At 74.7% G+C, this 23,586-nt stretch carries 16 protein-coding genes, 2 tRNA genes and 1 pseudogene; 11 read left to right on the top strand and 8 right to left on the bottom strand.

The genetic code is table 11. From position 1 onward, the window contains the following. Positions 1–101 precede the first annotated feature (101 nt). From pelF to ACFXOZ_RS17915, 7 genes and pseudogenes are all read left to right on the top strand, one after another. Positions 102–1,616, top strand: coding sequence for a GT4 family glycosyltransferase PelF (pelF, locus tag ACFXOZ_RS17945; RefSeq protein ID WP_375882602.1), 1,515 nt, complete (start codon positions 102–104; stop codon positions 1,614–1,616). 43 nt (positions 1,617–1,659) lie between these two features. Further along, positions 1,660–3,213, top strand: a complete 1,554-nt coding sequence (locus ACFXOZ_RS17940; RefSeq protein WP_375882604.1) for a hypothetical protein — start codon at positions 1,660–1,662, stop codon at positions 3,211–3,213. An 80-nt stretch (positions 3,214–3,293) separates the two neighbouring features. Continuing rightward, on the top strand, positions 3,294–4,286 hold the full coding sequence (locus ACFXOZ_RS17935) for an SDR family NAD(P)-dependent oxidoreductase (RefSeq protein ID WP_375882606.1): 993 nt from the start codon (positions 3,294–3,296) through the stop codon (positions 4,284–4,286). 73 nt (positions 4,287–4,359) lie between these two features. Continuing rightward, positions 4,360–5,061: pseudogene (locus ACFXOZ_RS17930) on the top strand (NDP-sugar synthase); the annotation flags it as partial. Positions 5,062–5,186: 125 nt separating this feature from the next. Beyond that, positions 5,187–6,104, top strand: a complete 918-nt coding sequence (locus tag ACFXOZ_RS17925) for an NAD-dependent epimerase/dehydratase family protein (protein WP_380523414.1) — start codon at positions 5,187–5,189, stop codon at positions 6,102–6,104. After that, positions 6,101–6,796, top strand: coding sequence for a spherulation-specific family 4 protein (locus ACFXOZ_RS17920; protein WP_375882610.1), 696 nt, complete (start codon positions 6,101–6,103; stop codon positions 6,794–6,796). Before ACFXOZ_RS17925 ends, ACFXOZ_RS17920 begins: the two co-directional genes overlap by 4 nt. A 22-nt stretch (positions 6,797–6,818) precedes the next feature. Continuing rightward, entirely contained in the window at positions 6,819–7,820 is a 1,002-nt protein-coding gene (locus ACFXOZ_RS17915) for an endo alpha-1,4 polygalactosaminidase (RefSeq protein WP_380523413.1), read from the top strand. Between the two features lie 54 nt (positions 7,821–7,874). Here the strand turns inward: ACFXOZ_RS17915 and ACFXOZ_RS17910 are convergent, their stop codons facing one another. Next, on the bottom strand, positions 7,875–8,078 hold the full coding sequence (locus ACFXOZ_RS17910; RefSeq protein ID WP_375882615.1) for a hypothetical protein: 204 nt from the start codon (positions 8,076–8,078) through the stop codon (positions 7,875–7,877). A 155-nt stretch (positions 8,079–8,233) separates the two neighbouring features. Between ACFXOZ_RS17910 and ACFXOZ_RS17905 the strand changes: the two genes are divergently transcribed. Beyond that, positions 8,234–9,187 carry an aldo/keto reductase gene (locus tag ACFXOZ_RS17905; RefSeq protein ID WP_380523412.1) on the top strand — a complete coding sequence of 318 codons (954 nt, stop codon included), beginning with the start codon at positions 8,234–8,236 and terminating at the stop codon, positions 9,185–9,187. Positions 9,188–9,243: 56 nt separating this feature from the next. On the opposite strand, the gene ACFXOZ_RS17900 is transcribed toward ACFXOZ_RS17905, so the two are convergent. The 3 genes from ACFXOZ_RS17900 to ACFXOZ_RS17890 form a co-directional block, all read right to left on the bottom strand. Further along, on the bottom strand, positions 9,244–10,242 hold the full coding sequence (locus ACFXOZ_RS17900; protein WP_380591338.1) for a C40 family peptidase: 999 nt from the start codon (positions 10,240–10,242) through the stop codon (positions 9,244–9,246). Next, positions 10,239–11,522, bottom strand: coding sequence for an SPFH domain-containing protein (locus ACFXOZ_RS17895; protein WP_380591335.1), 1,284 nt, complete (start codon positions 11,520–11,522; stop codon positions 10,239–10,241). Before ACFXOZ_RS17895 ends, ACFXOZ_RS17900 begins: the two co-directional genes overlap by 4 nt. Positions 11,523–11,717: 195 nt before the next feature. Continuing rightward, entirely contained in the window at positions 11,718–14,738 is a 3,021-nt protein-coding gene (locus ACFXOZ_RS17890; protein ID WP_380591332.1) for an Ig-like domain-containing protein, read from the bottom strand. A 346-nt stretch (positions 14,739–15,084) separates the two neighbouring features. Between ACFXOZ_RS17890 and ACFXOZ_RS17885 the strand changes: the two genes are divergently transcribed. Both ACFXOZ_RS17885 and ACFXOZ_RS17880 read left to right on the top strand, forming a co-directional pair. Then, the gene (locus tag ACFXOZ_RS17885; RefSeq protein ID WP_380591403.1) at positions 15,085–15,495 is read left to right on the top strand and encodes a globin domain-containing protein; all 411 of its coding nucleotides are present in this window, start codon (positions 15,085–15,087) and stop codon (positions 15,493–15,495) included. Positions 15,496–15,509: 14 nt separating this feature from the next. Further along, positions 15,510–16,712 (top strand): globin domain-containing protein, encoded by a 1,203-nt coding sequence (locus ACFXOZ_RS17880; RefSeq protein ID WP_380591329.1) that lies wholly within the window; start codon positions 15,510–15,512, stop codon positions 16,710–16,712. A gap of 74 nt (positions 16,713–16,786) precedes the next feature. Here ACFXOZ_RS17880 and ACFXOZ_RS17875 read toward each other — a convergent pair. Both ACFXOZ_RS17875 and ACFXOZ_RS17870 read right to left on the bottom strand, forming a co-directional pair. Continuing rightward, positions 16,787–16,862, bottom strand: a tRNA-Arg gene (locus ACFXOZ_RS17875). A gap of 184 nt (positions 16,863–17,046) precedes the next feature. After that, positions 17,047–17,140, bottom strand: a tRNA-Ser gene (locus tag ACFXOZ_RS17870). A 177-nt stretch (positions 17,141–17,317) separates the two neighbouring features. On the opposite strand from ACFXOZ_RS17870, the gene ACFXOZ_RS17865 reads away from it, so the two are divergent. Further along, positions 17,318–20,812, top strand: coding sequence for a PAS domain-containing protein (locus ACFXOZ_RS17865; RefSeq protein ID WP_380591326.1), 3,495 nt, complete (start codon positions 17,318–17,320; stop codon positions 20,810–20,812). Between the two features lie 61 nt (positions 20,813–20,873). Here ACFXOZ_RS17865 and ACFXOZ_RS17860 read toward each other — a convergent pair whose 3' ends face one another. Further along, positions 20,874–22,535: a long-chain fatty acid--CoA ligase gene (locus tag ACFXOZ_RS17860; protein ID WP_380523405.1), complete on the bottom strand. Its 1,662-nt coding sequence runs from the start codon at positions 22,533–22,535 to the stop codon at positions 20,874–20,876. Positions 22,536–22,688: 153 nt separating this feature from the next. Beyond that, positions 22,689–23,561 carry a DUF1906 domain-containing protein gene (locus tag ACFXOZ_RS17855; RefSeq protein ID WP_380523404.1) on the bottom strand — a complete coding sequence of 291 codons (873 nt, stop codon included), beginning with the start codon at positions 23,559–23,561 and terminating at the stop codon, positions 22,689–22,691. Positions 23,562–23,586 lie beyond the last annotated feature (25 nt).

The raw sequence follows: 23,586 nt of genomic DNA, 5'->3' as shown, positions 1-23,586 counted from the left end.
GTGGCGGGGTCGGGCCGGTCGCCCGGCCCGGCCCCGCCACGGCTCCCGCTCCGGCCACCCAGGCCGGACAACCGACGCAAGAACAGGAGGGGGGACAGGAGATGCGCGTCACCCTGCTCACCGAGGGGACGTACCCGCACCAGCACGGCGGCGTGAGCGTCTGGTGCGACCAGCTCGTCCAGGGCATGCCGGACGTCGACTTCGACGTCATCGCCGTCACCGGAACCGGCCAGGAACCGCTGGCCTGGGAGCTGCCCGCCAACGTACGGTCGGTCACCACCGCACCGCTGTGGGGCCCGGCCTCCGAGGCCCGGGCGCCGCGCGGCAAGGAGATGCGCCGCTTCCTCAACGCGTACGAGCGCTTCCTGCACTCCATCCTCGACCCGGTCTACACCACCCACTTCGGCACCGAGCTGTACGGCTTCGCCGACCTCGCCCGGCGCGGGCTGCTCAGCCCGGCGCTGCGCAGCGAGCGCGCCCTGCGCACCCTCCAGCACGTGTGGACCCGCGACTACCTGCCCACCGCGGTCTCCCGGCCCACCCTGCACGACGCGTTGAACGCCACCGACCTCCTGGAGCACGCGCTGCGGCCGCTCTCGGTCGACCCGCCCACCGACGGCGTCGCCCACGCGGCCAGCGGCGGACTCGCCACCCTGCCCGGGCTGATCGCCGCCCAGCAGTACGGCGTACCGTTCCTGCTCACCGAGCACGGCATCTACCTGCGCGAGCGCTACCTCGGCTACCGCACCGGCCCGTACCGCTGGCCGGTCAAGGCCCTGCTGCTCGGCTTCTACCGGATGCTCGCCGAGGAGAGCTACCGGCAGGCCGCGCTGGTCACCCCCGGCAACCGGTACAACCGGCGCTGGGAGGAGCGCGGCGGCACCCCGTCCCACCACATCCGCACCGTCTACAACGGCGTGGACCCGGCCGCCTTCCCGCCCGCCGGACCGGAACCCGAGACGCCGACCCTCAGCTGGGCCGGCCGGGTCGACCCGATCAAGGACCTGGAGACGCTGATCCGGGCCTTCGCCATCGTCCACCAGGAGATCCCCGAGGCGCGGCTGCGGCTCTTCGGGGGCACCCCCAAGGGCGGCGAGGCGTACCGGGACGGCTGCATAGCCCTGGCCGCCGAGCTCGGCATCGCCGACTCGGTGGCCTTCGAGGGCCGCGTCGCCGACATCACCGACGCGTACGCGGCGGGCAACGTGGTGATGCTCTCCAGCATCAGCGAGGGCTTCCCGTTCACCCTGATCGAGGCCATGTCCTGCGGCCGCGCCACCGTCTCCACCGACGTCGGCGGCGTGCGCGAGGCGGTCGGCGACACCGGACTGGTCGTCCCGCCGCGCGAGCCCGAGCCGATGGCGGCCGCCGCGATCGAGCTGCTGCGCGACCCCGCGCGGCGCGCCCGGCTCGGCGAGGGCGCCCGACTGCGGGTCATCGAGCAGTTCACGCTCCGCCAGAACATCGACGGCTTCCGGGGCATCTACACCGAACTCCTGGGCACCGCCCGCTGGATGCCCGGCGGCATGGTCGCCGTCACCGACGCCGTCCCCAGCCCGGACTGGGACCAGCAGCTGGCCGCCGCCCGCCCCGAGCCCAGCGAGGTGGGCGCGTGAACGAGCGAACCGTCAGCAGGTGCGCGTTCCGCGAGGTGGGCGCATGAGCGGTCCCATTCGCCTGGTCCCCGACGAGGGCGGCGCGGAGCGGACGATGCAGCTGCGCACCCTGCCGTTGAAGCTCCGCCGCCCCGCACCGTCGGCCGAGCCCGACCCCGCCGAGCAGCTCGGCCTCTCCGACGACCCGCTGGACGAACTGGCCGAGCGCCTGCGCGACGTCTGCGCCGACGCCGTCCACCCGTACGAGATCGCGGCCTTCCTGGAGTCCGACGGCCTCTCCGACGAGCAGGCCGCGCTGCTGTACGGCCGCCCCGACGCGTTCACCGTCGCCGAGGAGCTGTTCGAGAAGGTCGAGCGCCGCTACCCCGGCCCGAGCTCCGAGTTCGCCAACCCCTGGCGGGCCGATCCCTGGCGCTGCGTGGTGCGCGGCCTGGTGTTCGCCCTGCCCGGGCTCGGCTACCTGCTCGGTGCCAACCTGTTCGCCACCACCCGGATGCGCTTCGGCCTGCCCTCGGGCATGCTCGCGCTGTCCATCGCCACGCTGGTCAGCTGGGGCTTCAACCAGGCCCTGGCGCACCGCGCGTACCGCTGGCTGAGCCGGCTGCGCCGCCGGGACGCCGCGGTCTGCCTGGCCGTCGGCGCGCCGGTCGGCGCGCTGCTGGCCGCCGCGTCCGCGTACGTGGTCGGCGGTCCGCTCGGTGCCCTGTGGTTCGCCGCGGGCCAGTCCTGCTACCTGGCGGCCGCCACCGCGCTGCTGGTGCTCGGGCGGGAGAAGTTCCTGCTGCTCGCGCTCGCCCCGGCCTCGGTCGGCGCGGGCGTGGTGCTGGCGGTCGACGTCCCGGAGCTGGTCCGGACGGTCGTGCTGCTCGCCTCGGTGGTGCTCGCGGTCGGCCTGGCCGTCCGGGAGCTGCTGGTCGCGGCCCGCGGCGGCGAACGGGACGGCGTGGAGCTGAGGCTGCCGATCCGCCAGGAGGTCCCGCACCTGCTGTTCGGCCTGGCCTGCGGTGCGCTGACGCTGATCGCCGGGCTCGGCGAGACCATCCACCAGGCCGTCCGGACCGCCGGCCCCGCGGTGCACGCCGCGGCCCAGGGCGCGCACGCCGTGCACGAGGTGCGGACCACCCCGACCGGCCCGGCCATGATCGCCCTGACGCTCAGCCTGGGCCTCGCCGAGTGGCTGCTGTTCCGCTACCGGGCGATGGCCGTGGCCGCGCTGCGCACCAGCCACACCACCGGGCAGTTCACCCGCCGCACCGGCGGGATCCTGCTCGGCTGCCTGTTCATCTACCTCACCACCGTGGCCGCGCTGGACGCCGCCGCGACCGTGCTGTGGCCGGGCGCCCCGTCGCTCGGCGTGCCGCAGCTCGGCGCGATGCTGCTCCTGGGCGGCTCGCTCTGGCTGGCGCTGCTGCTGAACGCCTTCGGGTTCAGCTGGAGCACCGCCCTCATCTGTCTGGCCGCCGCGATCGCCGAGAGCGTCGGGCTGCTGACCGGTGCGGACCCGATCGTCCTGCAGCTGATCGGCTGCGGGGCGGCCGCCCTCGTCCTCACCGCAACCGCCGGGCCCGCGCTCGGCCGCACCACCCAACACCGCTGATAATCCGCCTCTTCCGAGGCACCACCGGCCGGTCGTGCTCAGACGTCCGGCCGCTCCCGAAAACGAGAAAGCGAAAACGCATGAGCAGCGTCGCGGTTACCGGAGCCGAGGGCTTCATCGGCTCCCACCTCGTCGAGACCCTGGTCGCCGACGGGCACCACGTCCGCGCGATGGTCCAGTACAACTCCTTCTCCTCCTTCGGCTGGCTGGAGACCCTGGCGCCGGAGGTGCTGGACTCGGTCGAGATCGTCCTCGGCGACGTCCGGGACCCGGGCTCGGTCAACGGCCTGGTCAAGGGCACCGAGGCGGTCTACCACCTGGCCGCCCTGATCGCGATCCCGTACTCCTACAGCGCCCCCCACTCGTACGTGGACACCAACGTCACCGGCACCCTGAACGTCCTGGAGGCCGTGCGCCACCTGGAGATCCCGCGCCTGGTGCACACCTCCACCAGCGAGACCTACGGCACCGCGCAGACCGTGCCGATCACCGAGGACCACCCGATCAACACCCAGTCCCCGTACGCCGCCTCCAAGGCCGGCGGGGACCGGCTGGCCGACAGCTACCACGCCAGCTTCGAGACCCCGGTCGTCACCCTGCGCCCGTTCAACACCTTCGGCCCGCGGCAGTCGATGCGCGCCGTCATCCCGACCGTGATCGCCCAGGTCGCGGCCGGCCAGACCGAGATCACCCTCGGCGACCTGCGCCCGACCCGCGACTTCATGTTCGTCAAGGACACCGCCAACGCCTTCCGCACGGTGGGCACCGCGGCCGCCGAGACCGTGGTCGGCCGGACCTTCAACGCCGGTACCGGCGGCGAGATCTCGGTCGGCGACCTGGTCACCCTGGTCGGCAAGCTGATGGGCGTGGACCTGGTGGTGAAGGAGGACGAGCAGCGCATCCGTCCGACCAACTCCGAGGTCATGCGCCTGGTCGCGGACGCCACCCGGCTGCGCACGGCCACCGGCTGGGCGCCGCAGTTCACGCTGGAGCAGGGCCTGGAGCAGACCATCGAGTTCTTCCGCGACCCGGCCAACCTGGCCCGCTACAAGACCGACATCTACAACGTCTGACCGTCGTAACGATCATGCTCGTCCTGGTTACCAAGGTTCGTGGCCTGCACATCCTTTCCGTGGGGGAAACACCATGCACGCAGTGATCCTGGCCGGCGGTAAGGGCGTTCGACTCCGCCCCTACACCACCGCGCTTCCCAAGCCGCTCGTCCCGATCGGCGACCAGCACGCGATCCTGGAGATCGTGATGCGCCAGCTCGCCGCCTCGGGCTTCAAGACCGTCACCCTGGCCATCGGCCACCTCGGCCACATCATCCGCGCCTACGTCGGCAACGGGTCCCAGTGGGGCCTGCGGGTCGGCTACGCCGTCGAGGACAGCCCGCTCGGCACCATGGGCCCGCTGCTCACCATGCAGGACCGCCTACCCGAGCACTTCCTGGTGATGAACGGCGACATCCTCACCGACCTGGACTTCGCCGGGGTGCTCAAGCACCACGAGACGTCCGGCGCCCCGCTGACCATCGCCACCTACGCCCGTCAGGTGAAGATCGACTTCGGTGTGCTGACCGCCGAGTCCGGCACCATCACCGGCTTCCAGGAGAAGCCCAGCATCGACTACCGGGTCTCGATGGGCGTGTACGGCGTCTCCCGCTCCGCGCTCGCCAAGTACACCCCGGGCCTGCCGCTGGGCTTCGACGAGCTGGTGCTCGACCTGCTGGCCGCCGACACCCCGCCGGCCGCGTACGACTTCGGCGGCTACTGGCTGGACATCGGCCGCCCGGACGACTACGACCGGGCGAACGCCGAGTTCTCCTCGATCCGCCCGGTCCTGATGCCCTTCGAGTCGGCCGGCACCGCGCCGGGCGTCGCGGAACTGCCGGTCCCGGCCGCCCGCACCGCCCCGGACGACACGGCCGAGCAGCCCGCCGCCGCGGGCGCCGAGAGCGACGGACGGGCCGCGTGAGAATCCTGCTGCTCGGCGGCGACGGCTTCCTGGGCCGTCACGCCACCGACGTCCTGCGGTCACTGCCCGGGGCCACCGTGCTGACCGCGGGCCGGCGGCCCGCCCACGACCTCCGGCTGGACCTGGGCAGCGCCCAGGCCGGCCCGCTCGGCGAGGAACTGGCCGCGCTGGCCCCCGACGTGGTGGTCAACTTCGCCGGCGCGGTGGCCGGCAGCGCGGTCAAGCTCGCCGAGGTGAACGCCCGCGGACCGGCGGTGCTCTGCGAGGCGCTCGCCCTGGGCGCCCCGAAGGCCCGCCTGGTGCACGTCGGTTCGGCCGGCGAGTACGGCGTCTGCGCGGAGGGCGAGTCGCTCTCCGAGCAGGCCGACGCCCGTCCGGTGGGCGTGTACGGCGCGACCAAGCTGGCCGGCTCCCTCGCGGTGGCCGGCTCGCCGCTGGACGCGGTGGTGCTGCGGGTGTTCAACCCGGTCGGCCCGGGCGCCCCGGCGGGCTCGCTGCCCGGCCGGCTGGCGGCCGAACTGCGCCGGGCGGCGCCCGAGGGCGCCGACGCCGTGGTCACGGTCGGGGACCTCTCCGCCTACCGGGACTTCGTGGACGCCCGGGACATCGCCCGGGCGGTCGGCCTCGCCGTCACCGCCGAGGGCCCGCTGCCCCGGGTGCTCAACCTCGCCTCCGGCCGGGCCCAGCGGGTCCGGGCGATCGCCGAGGGCCTGGTCGCGGCGTCCGGCTTCACCGGCCGGATCGACGAGAGCGGGGCGGGTTCCGAGCGCTCGGCCGCGGTCTCCTGGCAGCAGGCCGACGTGTCGGCCGCCGCCCGGGAACTCGGCTGGCACCCGGAGACCGGGCTCGCCGACACCCTGCGCGACCTCTGGCTCAGCACCGCCGAGCCGACGCCGACCCCGGTGGTCGCATGACCTCCGGGACCACCCCCGACGGCCGCCTGCTGGTGCCGCTGTACGTCCACCCCGCGGTGGACCCGGCGGCCTGGCGGGCGGTCGCCGCCGCCGACCCCGCCCGGATCGCCGCCGTGGTGCTCAACCTCGCGGACGGTCCGGGCGAGGTCCCGGACCACGTCTTCGCCGATGCCGCCGAGGAACTCCGCGCCGCCGGGCTGCCGTTGGTCGGCTACGCCGACACCGACTACGGCCGCCGGCCGCACGCCGCCGTGGTCGCCGACATCCTGACGTACCGTCAGCGCCACGGCATCACCGGCGTGTACCTCGACCAGGTCGCCACCCACCCGGGCGCGCTGGCGCACTACCGCCGCCTCGCCACGGCGGCCCGGGCGGCCGGCTGCGGCACCGTGGTGTTCGGCCACGGCGAGCACCCGGACCCGGCGTACGCCGAGGTCGGCCTGGCCGACCTGCTGGTCACCTTCGAGGGCGACTGGGACGCGTACCGCGCCATGACCCTGCCGCTGTGGACCGGCCGCCACGCGGCCTCCCGCTTCTGCCACCTGGTCTACGACGTCCCCGCCGAGTCCGCCCGCGACGCCTCCGCACTGATCACCGCCCGGCGAGCCGGCGTCGGCTGCGCCGTACCGGGCGCCGGGGACAACCCCTGGCGTACCCTGCCGCACGGCCTGACCGCCGCTGAACTGACCTGACCCGATCCGGAGTTCGACTACCGTGAACCGCCGTACCCGGCTGCTGCCCGCCGCCATAGCCTTCGCCACCGTCACCGCGCTGCTGGTCAGTTCGTGCAGCAGCTCGGGCTCGGAGGACGACAACGACTCGGCCGACGGCACCCAGAGCGCCTCGCCCACGGCCACCGCGCCGAGCACCCCCGGCACCGCCGCACCCAGCACCCCCGGCACGCCCGGTGACCCCGGCACCACCTCGGCCCCGGGCACCCCGGGCGGCACCACCGCCCCGGGCACCCCGCCGGGCACCACCCCGCCCGGCACCACCACCCCGCCGGCGGCCGGCGCCCGCTGGCAGCCCACCCCGGGCCTGACCTGGCAGTGGCAGCTCGGCGGCGGCCCCGTGGACCAGTCGGTGGACGTGCCGGTCTACGACATCGACGGCTTCGAGAACGACGCCTCGGTGGTCGCCGCGCTGCACGCCAAGGGCCGCAAGGTGATCTGCTACATCAACGCCGGCTCCTGGGAGGACTTCCGCCCCGACTCCGCGGCCTTCGCCAAGGCCCTGCAGGGCTCGGACACCGGCTGGAAGGGCGAGAAGTGGTTCGACATCCGCAAGCTCGACCAGCTCCGGCCGCTGATGGCGGCCCGCTTCGACATGTGCAAGAGCAAGGGCTTCGACGCCATCGAGCCGGACACCATCGAGGCCTACAACCAGAACAGCGGCTTCCCGCTGACCCCGGACGACCAGATCAAGTACAACCGGATGCTGGCCCAGCTCGCCCACGAACGCGGCCTCGCCATCGGCCTCAAGAACGACCTGGACCAGATCTCCGCGCTGCTGCCGGACTTCGACTTCGCGGTCAACGAGGAGTGCTCGCAGTTCGACGAGTGCGACCGGGTCGCGCCCTTCGTCAAGGCGGGCAAGGCGGTCTTCCACGTCGAGTACAAGCTCGACACGGACCAGTTCTGCGCCAAGACCAAAGCCCTGGGGTTCAGTTCGATGCAGAAGAAGCTCGACCTCAACGCCTGGCGCAAGCCCTGCTGAGGCCGGAACTTCCCGTCGCGCGGGTGACCCTCACCGGGGCCACCCGCGCGAGGGTCACTTGACCGCCAGCCAGACGACGGCGCCCAGGACGACCAGGGCGACGACGGCGATCAGCGCGATCACGCCGGTGCGACTGCCGCCGGTCTTGCTGCTGCCGTAGGTGGAGACGGAGCCCGGTGCCGGACGCGCCGGGCTCTCGTCGACGAACGCCCGGAACATCTGGGTGTTACCGGCGGGGTCGTAGTCGTTGTCAGCCATGGCAGGGACTCTAACGAATCCGCCCACCTCAGGCACACCCCGGACCCCTCTCCGGGCGAACCCGCCACCCGCGCGTGCGACGGCGGTACGACCGGATCGTGAAATCCGTGTGACCGACGGAATGGCCCGCCGCACAGGCCTGGTTGACTGCGGGCATGACCGGAAACCAGAGCCGGGTCCGCCTCGGCACCTCCGACCTGTCCGTCCACCCGCTCTCCCTCGGCGGCAACGTCTTCGGCTGGACCGCCGACCAGCAGCAGTCCTTCGCCGTGCTCGACGCCTACGCCGCCGCGGGCGGCAACTTCGTCGACACCGCCGACGCCTACTCGGCCTGGGCACCCGGCAACACCGGCGGCGAGTCCGAGACGGTGATCGGCGACTGGCTCCGCAGCCGGGGCAACCGCGACGACATCGTGATCGCCACCAAGGTCGGCAGCCACCCCGAGGCGACCGGCCTGGCCGCGGCCACCATCAAGTCCTCCGTCGAGGGCTCGCTGCGCCGCCTGGGCGTCGACCACATCGACCTCTACTACACCCACCGGGACGACGACACCCCGGTCGAGGAGTTCGTGACGGCGCTGGACGAGCTGGTCCGCGCGGGCAAGGTCCGGGCGGTCGCCGCCTCCAACATCTCCGCCGAGCGGCTCGCCGAGGCGCTGTCCTTCGCCGAGCGCGAGGGCCTGGCCGGGTACGTCGCGGTCCAGCCCCACTACAACCTGGTGTCCCGGGGCACCTTCGAGGGCCCGCTGGCCGAGGTGGTCGCCGAGCACGGCCTCGCCACCGTGCCCTACTACGCGCTCGCCTCCGGCTTCCTCACCGGCAAGTACCGCCCGGGCGGCCCGGGCGTCGACAGCGCCCGCGCCGAGGGCGCCACCCGCTACCTCGCCGAGCCGCGCGGCCCCAAGGTCCTGGCGGCCCTCGACGAGGTCGCCGCCGACCACGGCGTCGAGCCCGCCACCGTCGCCCTCGCCTGGCTCGCCGCCCGCCCCACGGTCGCCGCCCCCATCGCCAGCGCCCGCACCGTCGACCAGCTCCCCCCGCTGCTCGCCGCCGCCGCCCTCACCCTCACCCCCGCCCAGACCGCCCTGCTCACCGACGCCTCCGCCTGAGCACGCGCCGGGCCCCCGACAGCGGCGTGCTGTCGGGGGCCCGGTGTGCTCCCCGGCTACGGCCGCCCGAAGTGGGTCGGGTAGTAGCCCGAGTTGAGCGTCGATATCCGGACGGTCTTGCCCGGCCGGGGTGCCTCGACGAACTTTCCGCCGCCCAGGTAGATCCCCACGTGGTGGATCCCCGAGGCCCGGCCGCTGTCCGACCAGAACACCAGGTCACCGCGGCGCAGTTGGCCCGCGCTGATCGGCGTGGTCGCCGCGTACTGGTCGTCGGCCACCCGGGGCAGGCCTATCCCGCTGCGCCGGAAGGCCTGCTGGACCAGCCCGGAGCAGTCGTAGCCGGACGGGCCGTCACCGCCCCAGACGTACGGCTTGCCCAGCTGGGCGAGCGCGTAGTCGACGGCCGCCTCGGTGGTCCCGGCGGTCGGGGTGGTGTCCGGGGACGGGCGGCTGCCCGACCCGCCGGAGCCCTGGTCCGATCCGCCGCCGGACTGGCCGGTGCGACTGGCGTAGACGTCGTAGTGGCTGGTCCAACGCCACTCGCCGCTGCCGTTCTTGAACCAGTACTTCGACCCGTCCCAGCCCTGGCGCGGGCCCCAGGAGGAGGCCGAGCCGTTCGAGACGGTCTTCGAGCCGGACGAACCGGAAGAGCCGGATGAACCGGACTGGCCGGACTGGCCGGTGCGACTGGCGTAGACGTCGTAGTGGCTGGTCCAACGCCACTGACCGCTGCCGTTCTTGAACCAGTACTTCGACCCGTCCCAGCCCTGCTTGCCGGCCGCCGCCTGCGCGGAGCCCGCACCGGCCGTCAGGCCGACCACGCCGGCGCCCGCCAGCACGGTGGTGGCCAGGCAGGTACTTCGCACGGCCCGGTGTATTCGGCTGCCACCGCCGACCGCGGCGTCCCGGGCGGTGCGCGGCCGGGCCGCGCAGTTCGGGCAGCCGCAGCCCGTGATCGCGGGGATGCTGCCCAGGCGCTCCTCGAAGCCGATCAGACCGGGATCGGCGTCGGAGCCGGTGCCGGGTTCGGCGTACGCGCCGGTGGCTATCCTCATGCGGGTCGTCCTTCCTTCCGCCCGGCCCGGGCGGCCGGGGGCGGTACCGAGGCGGCCACTCCGGCCGGGGCGACGAAGGCGACCAGCAGCTGTTCCATCAGCGCGCTGCGGGCGGCCTCGTCCAGTTCGTGCGCGGTCGCGCGCTCCAGGCGCCGGACGGCCAGCGCCGCCGCCTCCACCGCGTCGTCGACCAGGACGGTCCGCAGGCCCGCGTCCAGGTCCGCCAGCCGGCGGCGGCGCATCGACTCGGCCACCTCGGGCGCGTAGTCCAGCGCCAGCGGCTGCACCGAGTAGACCTCCAGGCCCGCCGGGGCCGCCTCGGCGGCCAGCGCCCGGGTCAGCTCGTCGGCGAACCACTGCCCGTCGCGCAGCGCCGGGCCGGGCGCCGCGTTGCTGTCGCACGGCAGGGTGGAGGCGGTGCGGGTGAGCACCGCCTGGACCTGCTCGCGCAGGTAGCCCTCGTGGTCCTCGATCGCAAGCAGCGCCCGCGCGGTGTCCTTGACCCGCCAGACGATCAGCAGCCGGACCACGATCGGGGTGCCGGTGCGGTCGACGACCTTGACCGGCTCGCTGCGCCAGTGCCGCAGCCGCACGTCGACCCGGCGGCGGCGCAGCAGCGGGTTGACCCAGACCAGGCCGGTTCTGCGCACCGTGCCCCGGTAGCGGCCCCAGCGGCTCAGCACCCGGGTCTCGCCGCCCGCGTTGGCCAGCAGGCCGGCCAGGGCGAGCACCACCAGCAGCCCGGCGGCGCTGACCGCGGCGATGTCCTGGGCGTCGATCCCGGCCCGGCCGCTCGCCAGCGCGGCGGGGCTGCGCAGTTCGGGCAGCCCGTCCCAGTGCGGGAGGACGCCGGTGCGCAGCAGCACGTAGCCCACCGCGGCCAGGCCGAGCAGCACCACCAGCAGCGCGACCCAGCCGGGCAGGACGGCGGCGGTGTGCTCCCGCAGCGCCCGGTCCGCCCGCGGGGGGCGGCGCGAGGTGGTGACGGCGGAGGCATCGGCCGGGCCGAGCTCGGGGAGCTCGACGGTCTCCGGGGCGACGGCCTCCAGCGGGTCCCGCCGGTCGACGGGACCGGCCGGGGACGGCGCGGGGACGACCGCCAGCGGGGCCGTGGCCGGACCGCCGTCGACCGGGCCGGCCGGGCCGACCGGCTTGGATGCCTTGACGGTCGAGACCTTGGGCAGCGGGCTGGCGCCGGAGGCGGAACGTTCCGGCAGGGCCGGGGGGAACGCCTTGGGCAGGTGGTCGGGTCGCTGCGAAGAATCGCGGGTGACGTCCATGCACGGATCCTCTGGGTCTGGTGTGTCGCGCAACGGGCGGCCCGGATCTGACGGGCAGTGCCAGAGTCAGGCTAAGTTCATACGTCATCAAATGCGACATTTGAGCCGAGGTGTGTCGACAATTGCTGACGAATCGTCCAAAGCTGACCTGACGCGCAGGCACATGGTCGGGTGGTCGGGACGGTTCGGCGCAGGTCAGCGCCGTCGGGCACCGGATCCACGGGCGAACACCCGACGGGTGATCAGCCCGATTCCGGCGAGCACCAGCAGCACCCCGGCGAGCAGGCCGTGCCGGCCGGCCTCCCGGGGCCGGGCGGCCGCCGCTCCCTCGGCCGGGGGCGCCGGCAACGGCCGGGCAGCGGTGCCGCTCGCCCTGGATCCTTCCTGGTCAGCGGCCGACAGCGGCACGGCGGCAACCTCCGACGGGGACGCGGCCACCGGGGCCGGGCGGCCGCCGGGCGAGGCGGCCAGGGCTCTCGACGAGCCGACGCCCGGGGACGGCACCGCACTCCCGGACGGCGGGGCCGGGACGGCGGGACCGGCGGGAACGAACGGAACCGGCGGACGGGCCGAGGTGCCGGACCCGGTGGAGGCGCCGGGGGACGTCGGGGCGGCCGAGACCCCCGCCGGGACCGCGGGAACGGACGTCACCGACGGCGCCGGCACCGGGGGCACCGCCGGCGCCACCAGCACCGACGGCGCCACCGGCGGCACGACGATCGGCAGCAGCCCCACCGGGATCGGCGGGAACACCGGCACCTCGGTCGGACTCGGCGACCCGACGGCCGTCGGCGCCACCACCGCCGACGGCGTAGCCGAAGCCGACGGGCTCGCACTCGCCGCCACGGACGTCGCCCCACCCGCCCCCGACGGAACCGCCCCTGACGGACCGACCACCGAAGGACCGGCCGCGGACGGACTGACCGCCGGAGAACTGACGACCGGCGCACTGACCGCCGGAGGACTGACCGCCGGAGGACTGACCGCCGGAGGACTGACCGCCGGAGAGCTCGCCGCCGAAGGGCTCGCCACCCCCGCAGCCGCCACCCGCACCCGCACCGGATCCGCCGAAGTCCCGTTCCCCGCGCGGTCGGTGACCGTGACGGTCAGCCACTGTTCCCCGTCCGTCAGGTCCCGGCCGGCGGTGCAGCTCCAGCTCCCGTCCAGCGCCGCCGTGGCCCCGCAGAGCACCGTACGGTCGCCGCCCGCCGTCGGAGCGGCCGCGACCTGCACGTTCGCCCCCGCTTCGGCCCGTCCGGCGAGCTTGGGCCGGCTGACCCGCAGGACCTCCCCGGGAGCGGGCGCGGTGAGCACCGGCTTGTCCGGCGGCACGGTGTCCACGACCAGCGCGACCGGCTGTCCGGCCGTCCGGTTCCCGGCCGCGTCGACGGCGACGGGGGCGAGCTGGTGGCTGCCGTCGGCCAGGTTCTCGACCGGCAGGCAGGACCACCCGCCGTCCGGGCGGACCGCGCTGCTGCACAGTTCGGCGGAGGCGGAGGCGGAGGCGGGGGTGGACGCGGGGGCGGACGCGGGGGCGGACCGGTCGGTGACCGAGACGGTGCTGCCGGCCTCGCCGGTGCCGGTGAGTTGCAGCCCCGGGTCATTGGTGTAGGCGGGGAGGGTGAGCACCGGCGCGGTCGGCGGGGTGGTCTTCACGGTGACCTTGGCGGGCTCGCCGCGCAGCACCACGCCGCCGGTGGTGGTCTCCACCGGGGTCAGGGAGTGCGGCCCGGCGGCGAGCGCGCTGCCGGGGCGGCAGGACCAGTCGCCCTTGCGCTCGACCTTGGCCCGGCAGAGCACGGTGTCGCCGTCCCGGATCTCCATCGAGGCGCCGGCGACGGCGCCCTCACCGCTGATCCTGGGGCGGGCGTCGGCCAGCACGGTGCCGTCGACCGGCTCGGCGACCTCGGGCCGGGCGGCGCCGACGGTCAGCCTGATCCGCTGGTCGGAGACCTCCCCGGAGTCGGCGAAGCCGCCGGAGGGCACGAGTTGGCTGGTGTCGCGGCCGATCCGCAGCCGGGCCCAGGTGTCGCCGGAGGCGGCGCCCGCCGGCACGGTCCACTCCAGCGTCGCGGTGTCGGCGCCGGCCGGGATCTCGGTCTGCACCCGGTCGGCGGGGTCGAACCGGCCGCTGTGGTCGAAGTCGATCCAGCCGGCCAGGGTGGCGGGCTGGTCGCCCACCGCGACCGGGACGGTGACCCGGTAGTACCGGCCGATGGCGGCCTCGTCGGGGAAGCCGAGCGAGGGGTCGGCGCCCTGGTACTCGCCGCGGCCGGGCTGGAGTTTGGGCGGCGGCGGGCTGCCGGACGGGCCGGCGGGCAGGCTCGCGAAGGGGTTGCCGCGCCGGACCGCGTCGTGGTCGAGCTCGACCAGCGGCCGGTCGGCCGTGACGGCGGGGCGGCGGCGGTCGCGGTGGCCGGGGCCGGTGGCGTCGGCGCCCAGGAAGAGGTCGGAGAGCACGTGCGAGGCGTTGCCGTAGGCCTGCGGCGCGGTGCCGAGGTCCTCGTCCACGGTGACGGTGTAGGCCTGCCGCAGGACGGGCGGCGCGGTGGTGCTGCCGGCCCGGGGGGTGGAGCGCTGCTCGATCCGGAACACCGCGGTGCGGACCGGCCCGGTGAGTTCCAGGGTGCCCTCGGCGGCGGAGCCCGCGGCGGCGTCGGTGGAGCCGTCGGTGCCCGCGGGTGCCAGGGCGTTGCCGTCGACCGTCCAGCCGGGCCAGTCGGTGCGCCCGATCAGGCCGGGGGCGGCGGGGGATCCGCCGGTGAGGGTCAGTCGGGCCGCGGTGCTGGTGGTGCCGGAATTCCCGGTGGCGACGGCGGCGAGTCCGCTGAGGTGCAGCCGGGGATTGCGGACCGGCCGGGAGAAACCCAGCCGGAGGGTTCCGACGGTCCGCCAGGAACCGTCCGTCTGCGGACGGTCGGGGGTGAGGAGGAAGGTCTGGGCCGGGTCTCCGGCGTGCATTCCGTCCGCGTACCCGACGGAACGCCCCCCTCCGGAACGATCGGCCAATCGGCCCGCCTCGGCGGTGACCGCCGTTCCGGTTTCGGCCGTGAGGTCGAACTGGACGGAGAGTCCGGAGGGCAGCACCGCCCGGTGTTCGGCCGACCAGGAATCAGGGGCCTGCCGGGCCGCCGAGAGCGGGGCGTTCCAACCGTTCAGCGCCCCGGCCGTGAGAACGGCCAGGACGGCAGCTGTGCGGGGAAACTGTCGGCTCATCCGGCTCTCCTTCACGGTCGGCTGCCGGGGCGGCGGGCAGTCCGGGCACAAGATCCGACAAAACGGAATCACGATCCTGGACCGGTCATACTCCGACACCTGCGCTTTTGGCCGCGTCCCACCCGATTGGCGGCCATCCGGGCGGCAGGACGGGATGTACCCGAAACGACTGCATTTCATCCATTAGGCGGTAATGGATCCCGCCGGGAACGCCCGGACCCACCCGAATGGCGGAGAGAGGGTAATTCCGGCTGATCAGACGGACACCAGTGTCCGGTACCTGACCATTCATCGAGGAACTCTGTTCGAATTACCCACCCGCTCAGTAGAGTCGGGCACCGTGACTATGGACCCCGTACTCGTCAAGCGCAGTTTCGCCGCGGTGGAGCCCCACGGCCCGGTCGTCGCCGAATACTTCTACCAGCACCTGTTCGAGCACAATCCCGGTGTCCGCGGCCTCTTCGCCGAGCACCTGGGCGAACAGCAGGACCGGCTGTTCGCCGCCCTCGGCGCGCTGGTCACCCACCTGGAGGACACCGACACCGTGGTCGGCCTGCTCCGCGACCTCGGCGCGCGGCACGCCCGGTACGGCGCGCTGGTGGAGCACTTCCCGGCGGTCGGCGCGAGCCTGCTCGCCACCCTCGCCCACTACGCCGGCGACGCGTGGACCCCGGAGGCCGAGGCCGCCTGGACCGCCGTCTACGGAGTGGTCGGCGACACCATGGGCGCGGCCCTCACCGAAGCCCGGTCGGTCTAGCCGGGAGCGGCGTGGTGGCCTTCGACCCCGCGGTCATCCGCGCCAGCTTCGCCGTCGTGGAACGCCGGGCCGACCACCTGACCACCTACTTCTACGCCCACCTGTTCAGCCACAACCCCGGCCTGCGTCCGCTCTTCCCGGCCCAGTTGCACGAGCAGCGGGACCGGCTGTTCGCCGCGCTCACCCGGATCGTGCGGCAACTGGACGACTCCGAGCGGCTCACCGCGTACCTGCGGGCGCTCGGGCGCGACCACCGGAAGTTCCAGGCCGCGCCCGAGCACTACCCGGCCGTCGGGGCCAGCCTGATCGCCGCGCTGCGGCAGTGCTCCGGCCACTCCTGGACACTGGAGACCGAGAAGGCCTGGTCCGAGGCCTACACCGTGATCGCCCGGATCATGTGCGGGGCCGCCGGGGAGCTCCCGGAGCACCACCCCGCCTGGTGGGAGGCCGAGGTGGCCCGCCGCCGCCGGGCCGCGCCCGACCTGGTCGTGCTCACCCTGGCCCCGATGCGCCCGTACCCCTTCACGGCCGGCCAGTACGTCACCCTCAGCAGCCCCCGCAGGCCCCGGGTCTGGCGGCCGTACTCGCTCGCCAACGCCCCGCGCCCGGACGGCAGCCTGGAACTGCACGTGCGGCGGGTGCCCGGCGGGCTGCTCAGCCCGGTCCTGGTGGAGGACGTGATGCCCGGCGAGCTGCTGCGGCTCGGACCGCCGCTGGGCGAGGCCGTGCTCGCCCCCGCCTCGGACCGGCCGCTGCTGCTGGTCGCCGCGGGCAGCGGCTGGGGGCAGACCAAGGCGCTGCTGGAGGAGCTCGCCGCCGGGCAGCCGGAGCGGGTGGCCACCGTGCTGCTGGCCGCCCGGTCGACGGCGGGGCAGTACGACCTGGACACCGTGCGGCGGATGCTCACCCGCCAGGCCCGGCTGCGGGTGCTGACCGCCGCCCCCGACCGGCCCGCCGGTCCGGGCGCGACCACCGCGCTGCTGCGGGAGACGCTGCTCGGGCAGGGTGACTTCACCGGCTGGGAGGTCCACCTCTCCGGGCCGCCGGAGCTGGTCGCCGAGCTCGCCGGACTGCTGCTCGCCCTGGGGGCCGCCCCGGAGCTGGTCCGGCACGACCCGGCGCCGGTGACCTTCAACCGGGCCCGGCCGCTGACCAGCTCGGACTGGTTCCTGGACCGCCGGGACGTGCCCTGGATCAACCGGACCGACCTGGAGTGACCAGCGCCCGCTCAGCGGCGGAAACCGTGCCCGGAAACGGAGAAGCCCCCGGCCGGTGGCCGGGGGCTTCTCGCTGGTGCGCTCAGCAGGATTCGAACCTGCAACCTCTTGATCCGTAGTCAAGTGCTCTATCCGTTGAGCTATGAGCGCTCGCCCTGGTGAACCATGCCCCCGGGGCGTTGCGTGGACAACATTACATGACCTGCGACGTAGGACGAAATCGATTGATCCGACCCCGGGACGGCCACCCGGGGCCCCGTCCCGGCCGGCCGGCGAACGGGCCCCGGACATGCGAAGAGCCCCGCCGACGTGATCGTCGACGGGGCTCCCCGGCTGGCGGAGGCTGAGGGATTTGAACCCTCGATCAGGAATAACCCCGAAACCGCATTAGCAGTGCGGCGCCATAGACCGGACTAGGCGAAGCCTCCCCACATGGACCGTACCCGCGCGAGCGGACCCGTTCCGTGTGTCAGTGATGATGCCACAACCGTGGGGCTCGGCACCAACCACCGCCAACGTTACTAGGCGGGTCACTCCCGCCGCAAAGAAGAATGAGATACTGCCGACTCCGGAGGAGCTGCCTTGAGCCGAGGAGACCTGTCGACGTGAGCAGCAGGCCGATCCGAGGCGCTGCTCGCCTCGACGCCATACTCGACGCCCTGCCCGAAGCGTTGTTGCTGGTGAACAGCAACGGCACCGTGGTGGACGCCAACAGCGCAGCGGTCCAGGCGCTGCAGGCGCCCGGCACCTCGCTGGTCGGCATGGGCGTGCTCGGCCTGCTGCCCGAGTTCGATCCCAGCCGGATCCCGGGCTCGATGCGCCCGGCCACCCGCGACGCCGACGCCCTGGACCGTCCGGTCCGGATGACCGCCCACCGCACCGACGGAACGACCTTCCCGGTCGAGGTCTCCGGCAACGACTTCGCCACCGACGGCGGCGACGGCTACGGACGCTCCCCCTACGAGCCCTACCGCGACGGCCCCCGCGCCTCCTCGTCCTCCGACCTGCTCCTGCTGCTGGTCCGCGACCTCTCCGGGCGGCTCGGCGTCGAGACCGAACTGCGCCGCCAGCACAAGCAGACCGAGATGATCCTGCGGGCCGCCGCCGAGGGCGTGCTCGGCGTGGACCTCGAAGGCCGCTGCGTCCTGGTCAACCCGGCCGCCGCGCACATCCTGGAGTACCGGGCGAGCGAGCTGGGCGGGCGCGAGCTGCACCCGCTGATCCAGCACTCCCGGGCCGACGGCACCCCGCTGGCGCTGGAGGAGTCCGCGCTGCTGGACACCCTGACCTCCGGGCGCAAGCACCGGGTGCGCGGCACCGTGCTGTGGCGCAAGGACGGCCGCCCGGTCACCGTCGACCTCACCACCGCCCCGGTCCGGGACGGCGACGAACTGGTCGGCGCGGTGATGACCTTCACCGACCGCAGCCGCGAACTCGCCCTGGTCGCCCGCAACGAGCACCTCACCGCCGTCCTGGAGAACGAGCTCGGCGGCGCGCTGAGCGCGCTGAACCAGCGGCTGGACCGCCTCGCCGCCGACCCCGCCGGGCAGCTCTGGCCCGAGGCCAACTGGACCCTGCGCCGGCTCGCCGACGAGTGCCGCCGGTTCGGCAAGCTGATCGACGGCGTGCTGGAGCACCAGCGCTCCGAGGCCGGCGAGGGCGCACCGGCCGAGGGCCGGGACGGCAAGGACACCAAGGAGACCAAGGACGGCAAGGACGGCAAGGGCGGGCGCCGGACCGCGAAGCAGGTCCCGGTCGGCCTGGACAAGGTGGTCCGCCGGGCCGTCGAGGAGGCCGGCGAGCTGGTCGGCCCCGGCCGGGTGCGCTTCTCGGTGCACGCCGCCGCGGTCGAGGTGATCGCCGACGAGCGGCGCCTCGCCCAGGCGCTGGCCCACCTGGTCGCCGACGTCAGCGGCACCGGCCTCGCGCTGGACGCCCCCACCGCCCCCTCCCCCGGCCTGTCCGTCCCCGGCCTGTCCGTGCCCGGGCTGGGCGGCCCGCCCACCCCGCCGGCTCCCGCCGAACCGCCGACCGTCGTCCTGGCCGCCGCCCAGCGCGGCGAGGTCGCCCGGGTCGAGATCCGCGGCCCCGGCGTCGGCGGCAGCCCCGTCCACCTGCCGATAGCCCGCGCGGTGGTCGAGCGCCACGGCGGCGTGCTCCAGCCGCACGAGCTGCCCGGCAAGGCCGGCACCACCTACGTGGTCGAGCTGCCGCTGGACCCGGCCGCCGCGAAGGCCGCCGCCGAACGCGCCTCCGCCGAGGGCCGCTCGGACCGGCCCAAGGAGGGCGACAGCGCCGTCCTGCCCGAGCTGCCGGGCATCCCGCAGCTGCCCACCAGCGGCGACGCCGCCGGATCCGCCCGGCCCGCCCCCGCCTCCGGCACCCCGACCCCCACCGGCACCCCGACCGGCCCCGGCCGCCCCGGCGACGCACCGGTCACCCGGGAGGCCGCCGAGCCTGAGCAGGCACCCGCCGAGGAGGCCCCGGCCGAGCGCCGCGGCCGCCGCGGCCGGCCCGCCATCGAAGCCGGACCCTCCGGGAGCTCCGACCCGACCGCTCCCGCCGACCAGTGGCCGAACGCCCCCGCCCGGGTCGAGCGGGCCGTCCCCGAGCAGTGGAACGGCACCGGCAACGACCCCGCCTACGGCCGCCCCGGCCCGGCCGCCCCGGAGGCGGCGCAGAGCGACCCCTGGGGCAAGGACGACGGCCGCTCCGGCCCCGCCTACGCCGTACCCGTGGAGGGCGCGCGCCCGGCGCAGGGCCGGCCGGCCGGCCGTGAGCCGCTGGCGCTCGGCCCGGCGCCCGCCGCCGCCGCCCCCGCCGACGCTCCTACATCCGCGCCCACGTCCGCTCCCGTCGAACCGCCGCCGAACGGCGCCGCCGAGGACGGCGGCGAGGCCAAGCCGCGCAGACGCCGCGCCCTGCCCTCCGCCGAGGACTCCTCGGGCGGCTTCGCGCTCCCCGGCGTGGGCGACACCCCGGTCTACCCCGGCCTGGAACACGCCCTGCCCGCCGGTCCGGCACCCGCCCCGGCCGAACCCGCCGTCGCACCGACCGGGCGCCGCCGCCGGCTCTCCGTACCGCCCGGGCCCGGCGCCGACGCCCCGGCCGGAGCACCCGCTGCGCAGACCGGCGGCGCGCTGGAGCCGGCCCGGCCCGCGCTGCCCGCCGCCGAGGAGCCGGACGGACCCCGCCCGGTCGGCAGCGGACTGGCCGAACTGGCGCCGCCGCGACCGTCCGCCGCCCCGGTGCCGGTCGCCCCGCAGCCGCCCGTACCGGCCGCGCCGCGCGCGCTGGCCGAACTGCCCGCCGCCCGGAGCGACCGCCCGGACGCCGAGCAGCCGCAGGCCGCGTCCGGTGAACTGGCCAACACCCGCCGGCTGCTGGTCTGGCCCGAGCCCGACCCGGCCACCGGCCAGGCGCTCCAGGCCCGCGGCTACCTGCCGGTGATCGTCCGCTCCCGCGAGGAGGTGGACGCCCAGGCGAACGCCTTCCCGGCGGCGCTCTTCGTCGACCCGCTGACCGGCCCGATCACCCGTACCGCGCTGCAGTCGCTGCGCACCGCGGCGCTCAACAGCCGGGTCCCGGTGCTGGTGACCGCGGGCCTCGGCCAGGCCACCCGGGACGCCGCGTACGGCGCCGACCCGGCCGTGCTGCTGCGTGCCCTGGCCCCGCGCGACGGCGAGCACCACGCCCCGCGGGTGCTGCTGGTCGAGGGCGACCCGGACATCGCCGCCGCCATGATCAGCAGCCTGGAGCGGCGCGGCATGCACGTCGAGCACGCGGTGGACGAGAACGACGCCGTCGCCCGGGCCAGCAGCGTGCAGCCCAACCTGGTGGTGATGGACCTGTTCCAGATCCGCCGCCGCCGGATCGGACTGCTGGACTGGCTGCGCGCCAACGACCGGCTGCACCGCACCCCGCTCGTGGTCTACACCTCGGTGGACCTCGACCCGCGCGAACTGCCCCGGCTGCGCACCGGCGAGACGGTGCTGTTCCTCGCCGAGCGCTCCACCAGCGAGGACGTCCAGTCCCGGATCGTCGACCTGCTCGGGCGGATCGGCGCGATGGGCGAGGCGGGCGTCGCCGCCGCGGGCTGAGCCCGGACGTGCCGGAGGGCCGGCCCCCGTTCGTACGGGGGCCGGCCCTCCGGTGTGTCCGCTACTCCTTGCCGAGCGTGGTGACGTCCAGCTCGTCGGCCGCGTAGCTGGCCCGGATCACCTTCTTGTCGAACTTGCCGACCGAGGTCTTCGGGACGGACTCGACGATCGCCCAGCGCTCCGGCAGCTGCCAGGAGGCGATCCGCTCGGCCAGGAAGGCCCGCAGGTCCCTGAGCCCGACGGCGGCACCCGGGCGCAGCACCACGGTGGCCAGCGGGCGCTCGCCCCACTTCTCGTCCGGCACCGCGACCACGGCGGCCTCGGCCACCTCGGGGTGGCCCATCAGGGCGTTCTCCAGCTCGACGGAGGAGATCCACTCGCCGCCCGACTTGATGACGTCCTTGGCCCGGTCGGTGAGGGTCAGGTAGCCGTCGGCGGTGATGGTGCCCACGTCGCCGGTGCGCAGCCAGCCGTCCTCGGAGAACTTGTCCTCCGGGCGGACCGGGTCCTGCCCGGCGCCGCCGTAGTAGGCGGCGGCGATCCACGGGCCGCGGACCTCCAGTTCGCCGGCCGAGACGCCGTCGTGCGGCATCCGCTCGCCGCCCGGGCCGATCAGCCGGGCCTCGACCGAGGCCGGGAAGAGGCCCTGGGTGATCCGGTACGGCCACTCCTCCTCGGGGGTGAGGCCGCCCGGCGGCTGGGCGAAGGAGCCGAGCGGGGAGGTCTCGGTCATGCCCCAGGCGTGCAGCACCCGGATGCCGTGGCGGTCGTCGTAGGCCTTCATCAGCGACGGCGGGCAGGCGCTGCCGCCGATGACGACCATGCGCAGGCTGGAGGTGTCGTAGTCGCCCGCGTCCAGCTCGTCCAGCAGGCCGCTCCAGATGGTCGGGACGGCGGCGCTGACGGTGGGACGGACGGCGGCGATCATCTCGGCCATCGGCTTGGGCTGGAGGAACCGGTCCGGCATCAGCAGGTTGGCGCCGGACATGAAGGCGGCGTGCGGGATGCCCCAGGCGTTCACGTGGAACATCGGGACCACCGGCAGGGCGGTGTCGCGCGGGGTGAAGGCGAAGTTGTCGCCGGTGTTGACCTGCATGCAGTGCAGGTAGATCGACCGGTGGCTGTAGAGCACGCCCTTCGGGTCCCCGGTGGTGCCGGAGGTGTAGCAGAGCACGGCGGCCCGGCGCTCGTCGATGTCCCGCTGCCACGGGAAGTCGGTGGGCCGGTCGGCGATCAGCTCCTCGTAGTCGTGCACGCCGCCGGCGAAGCCGGCCAGCACCGAGCGGTCGCCGGGGCCGGCCACCACGATGTGCTTGAGCGTGGGCGCGAGCTGCGGCAGCACGGCGGCGAGCAGCGGCAGGACGCTGCCGTTGACGACGATCACGCGGTCGGCGGCGTGGTCGATGATGAAGGACAGCTGCTGGGCGGGCAGCCGCAGGTTCAGGGTGTGCAGCACGGCGCCCATCGCCGGGACGGCGAGGTACGCCTCCAGGTGGAAGTCGTTGTTCCACATCAGCGTCGCGACCCGGTCGTCGCCCGTCACCCCGAGCTCGTCGCGCAGCGCGTGCGCCAGCTGCGCGGCGCGCGCGCCCACCTCGGCGTAGGTCCGGACGACCGGACCGGTCGCGTCCCAGGTGGTGACGGTGGAACGGGCGTGGACGGTGGACCCGTGCTCCAGGATCCGGGCGACGGTGAGCGGTACGTCCTGCATCGTGCTGAACACGGGTCCTCCTCGACCTGGCGGCACTGGCGGTGCCACGGCATTTCCTACTGGGCGGTAATGCGCGTGGACGTGCCCGATTGTGCCGTTCCGTCCGCCCGCTGTCAGCATCCGGAACCCGTTGCACGGATCACGGGACCGGCCGGACGTACCCGGTCAGCCGGCGGTCGGGCCGTCCACCCGGTCGCGGTCGACGGTGAGGGTCTCGCCGGCGTAGGTCTCCTGGACGTTGCCGTGGTACTGGTGGACGCGCTGGTGGGAGGCCCAGAGCTGCGGGCCGAGCGGGCCGGCGGAAGCGGTGTCGGCGTGGTCGTCCCAGTGGGCGTACCAGACGGCGTCCGGGAGCGGGCCGCTGCCGGCCCGGGCCGCGGCGGCCAGGTCGGCGACGCCGGAGTCGAGGCTGGAGTAGAAGCCGGAGCGGTAGCCCGCCGCGTGCAGGGCCTGGGTCCAGCCGAGGGTGAACTCGACCACGGCCCGGCCGCAGCCGGCGTCGCGCATCGGGTAGGCCTCGATGTCCAGGTAGACCGGGGCGCCCCGGCCGAAGCCGAGCGAGCGCATCGCGCGCACGGCCTCGCCGGCCTCGTCCCGGCCCTGCTGGGCGGCCTCGGCCGGGTCGATCCGCCGGGGCTTGCGGCTCGGATCGGCGCACGGCGCCTGGAGGCCGACGTGCACCGGCAGGAACCGCCAGCCCATCGAGCGCGCCTGGTGGATCCAGTCCGCGGTGAGCCGGGGCTGGGGGCAGCCGCGCTGGGAGCCGCTGACGTAGATGCCGACCGCCCCGTACGGGGAGGCGGCGCGCCAGGCCCGCAGGGCGTCGGTCGAGGGGGCGGTGCAGACGTCGAAGGCCGCGCCGCTCCAGTTGTCGCGGAACCGGGGCGGGCCGATCCGGTCGGGGAGCCGGACGGCCCGGATGCGCGGGAGGGCGGCGGCGGCCGGGACGGAGGCCTCGGCGCTCACGCCCGTCCCGCCGGTCGCCAGCAGGAGCACGAGGGAGGCGGCGAGGAAGGCCGCCGGGCGGAGACAGCGCACCCGGCCTTGATACTGACGGACCGTC

The organism is Kitasatospora sp. NPDC059160, from assembly GCF_042755465.1.
GTDB lineage: Bacteria > Actinomycetota > Actinomycetes > Streptomycetales > Streptomycetaceae > Kitasatospora.
This window is presented reverse-complemented; position numbering and strand designations above follow the sequence as displayed.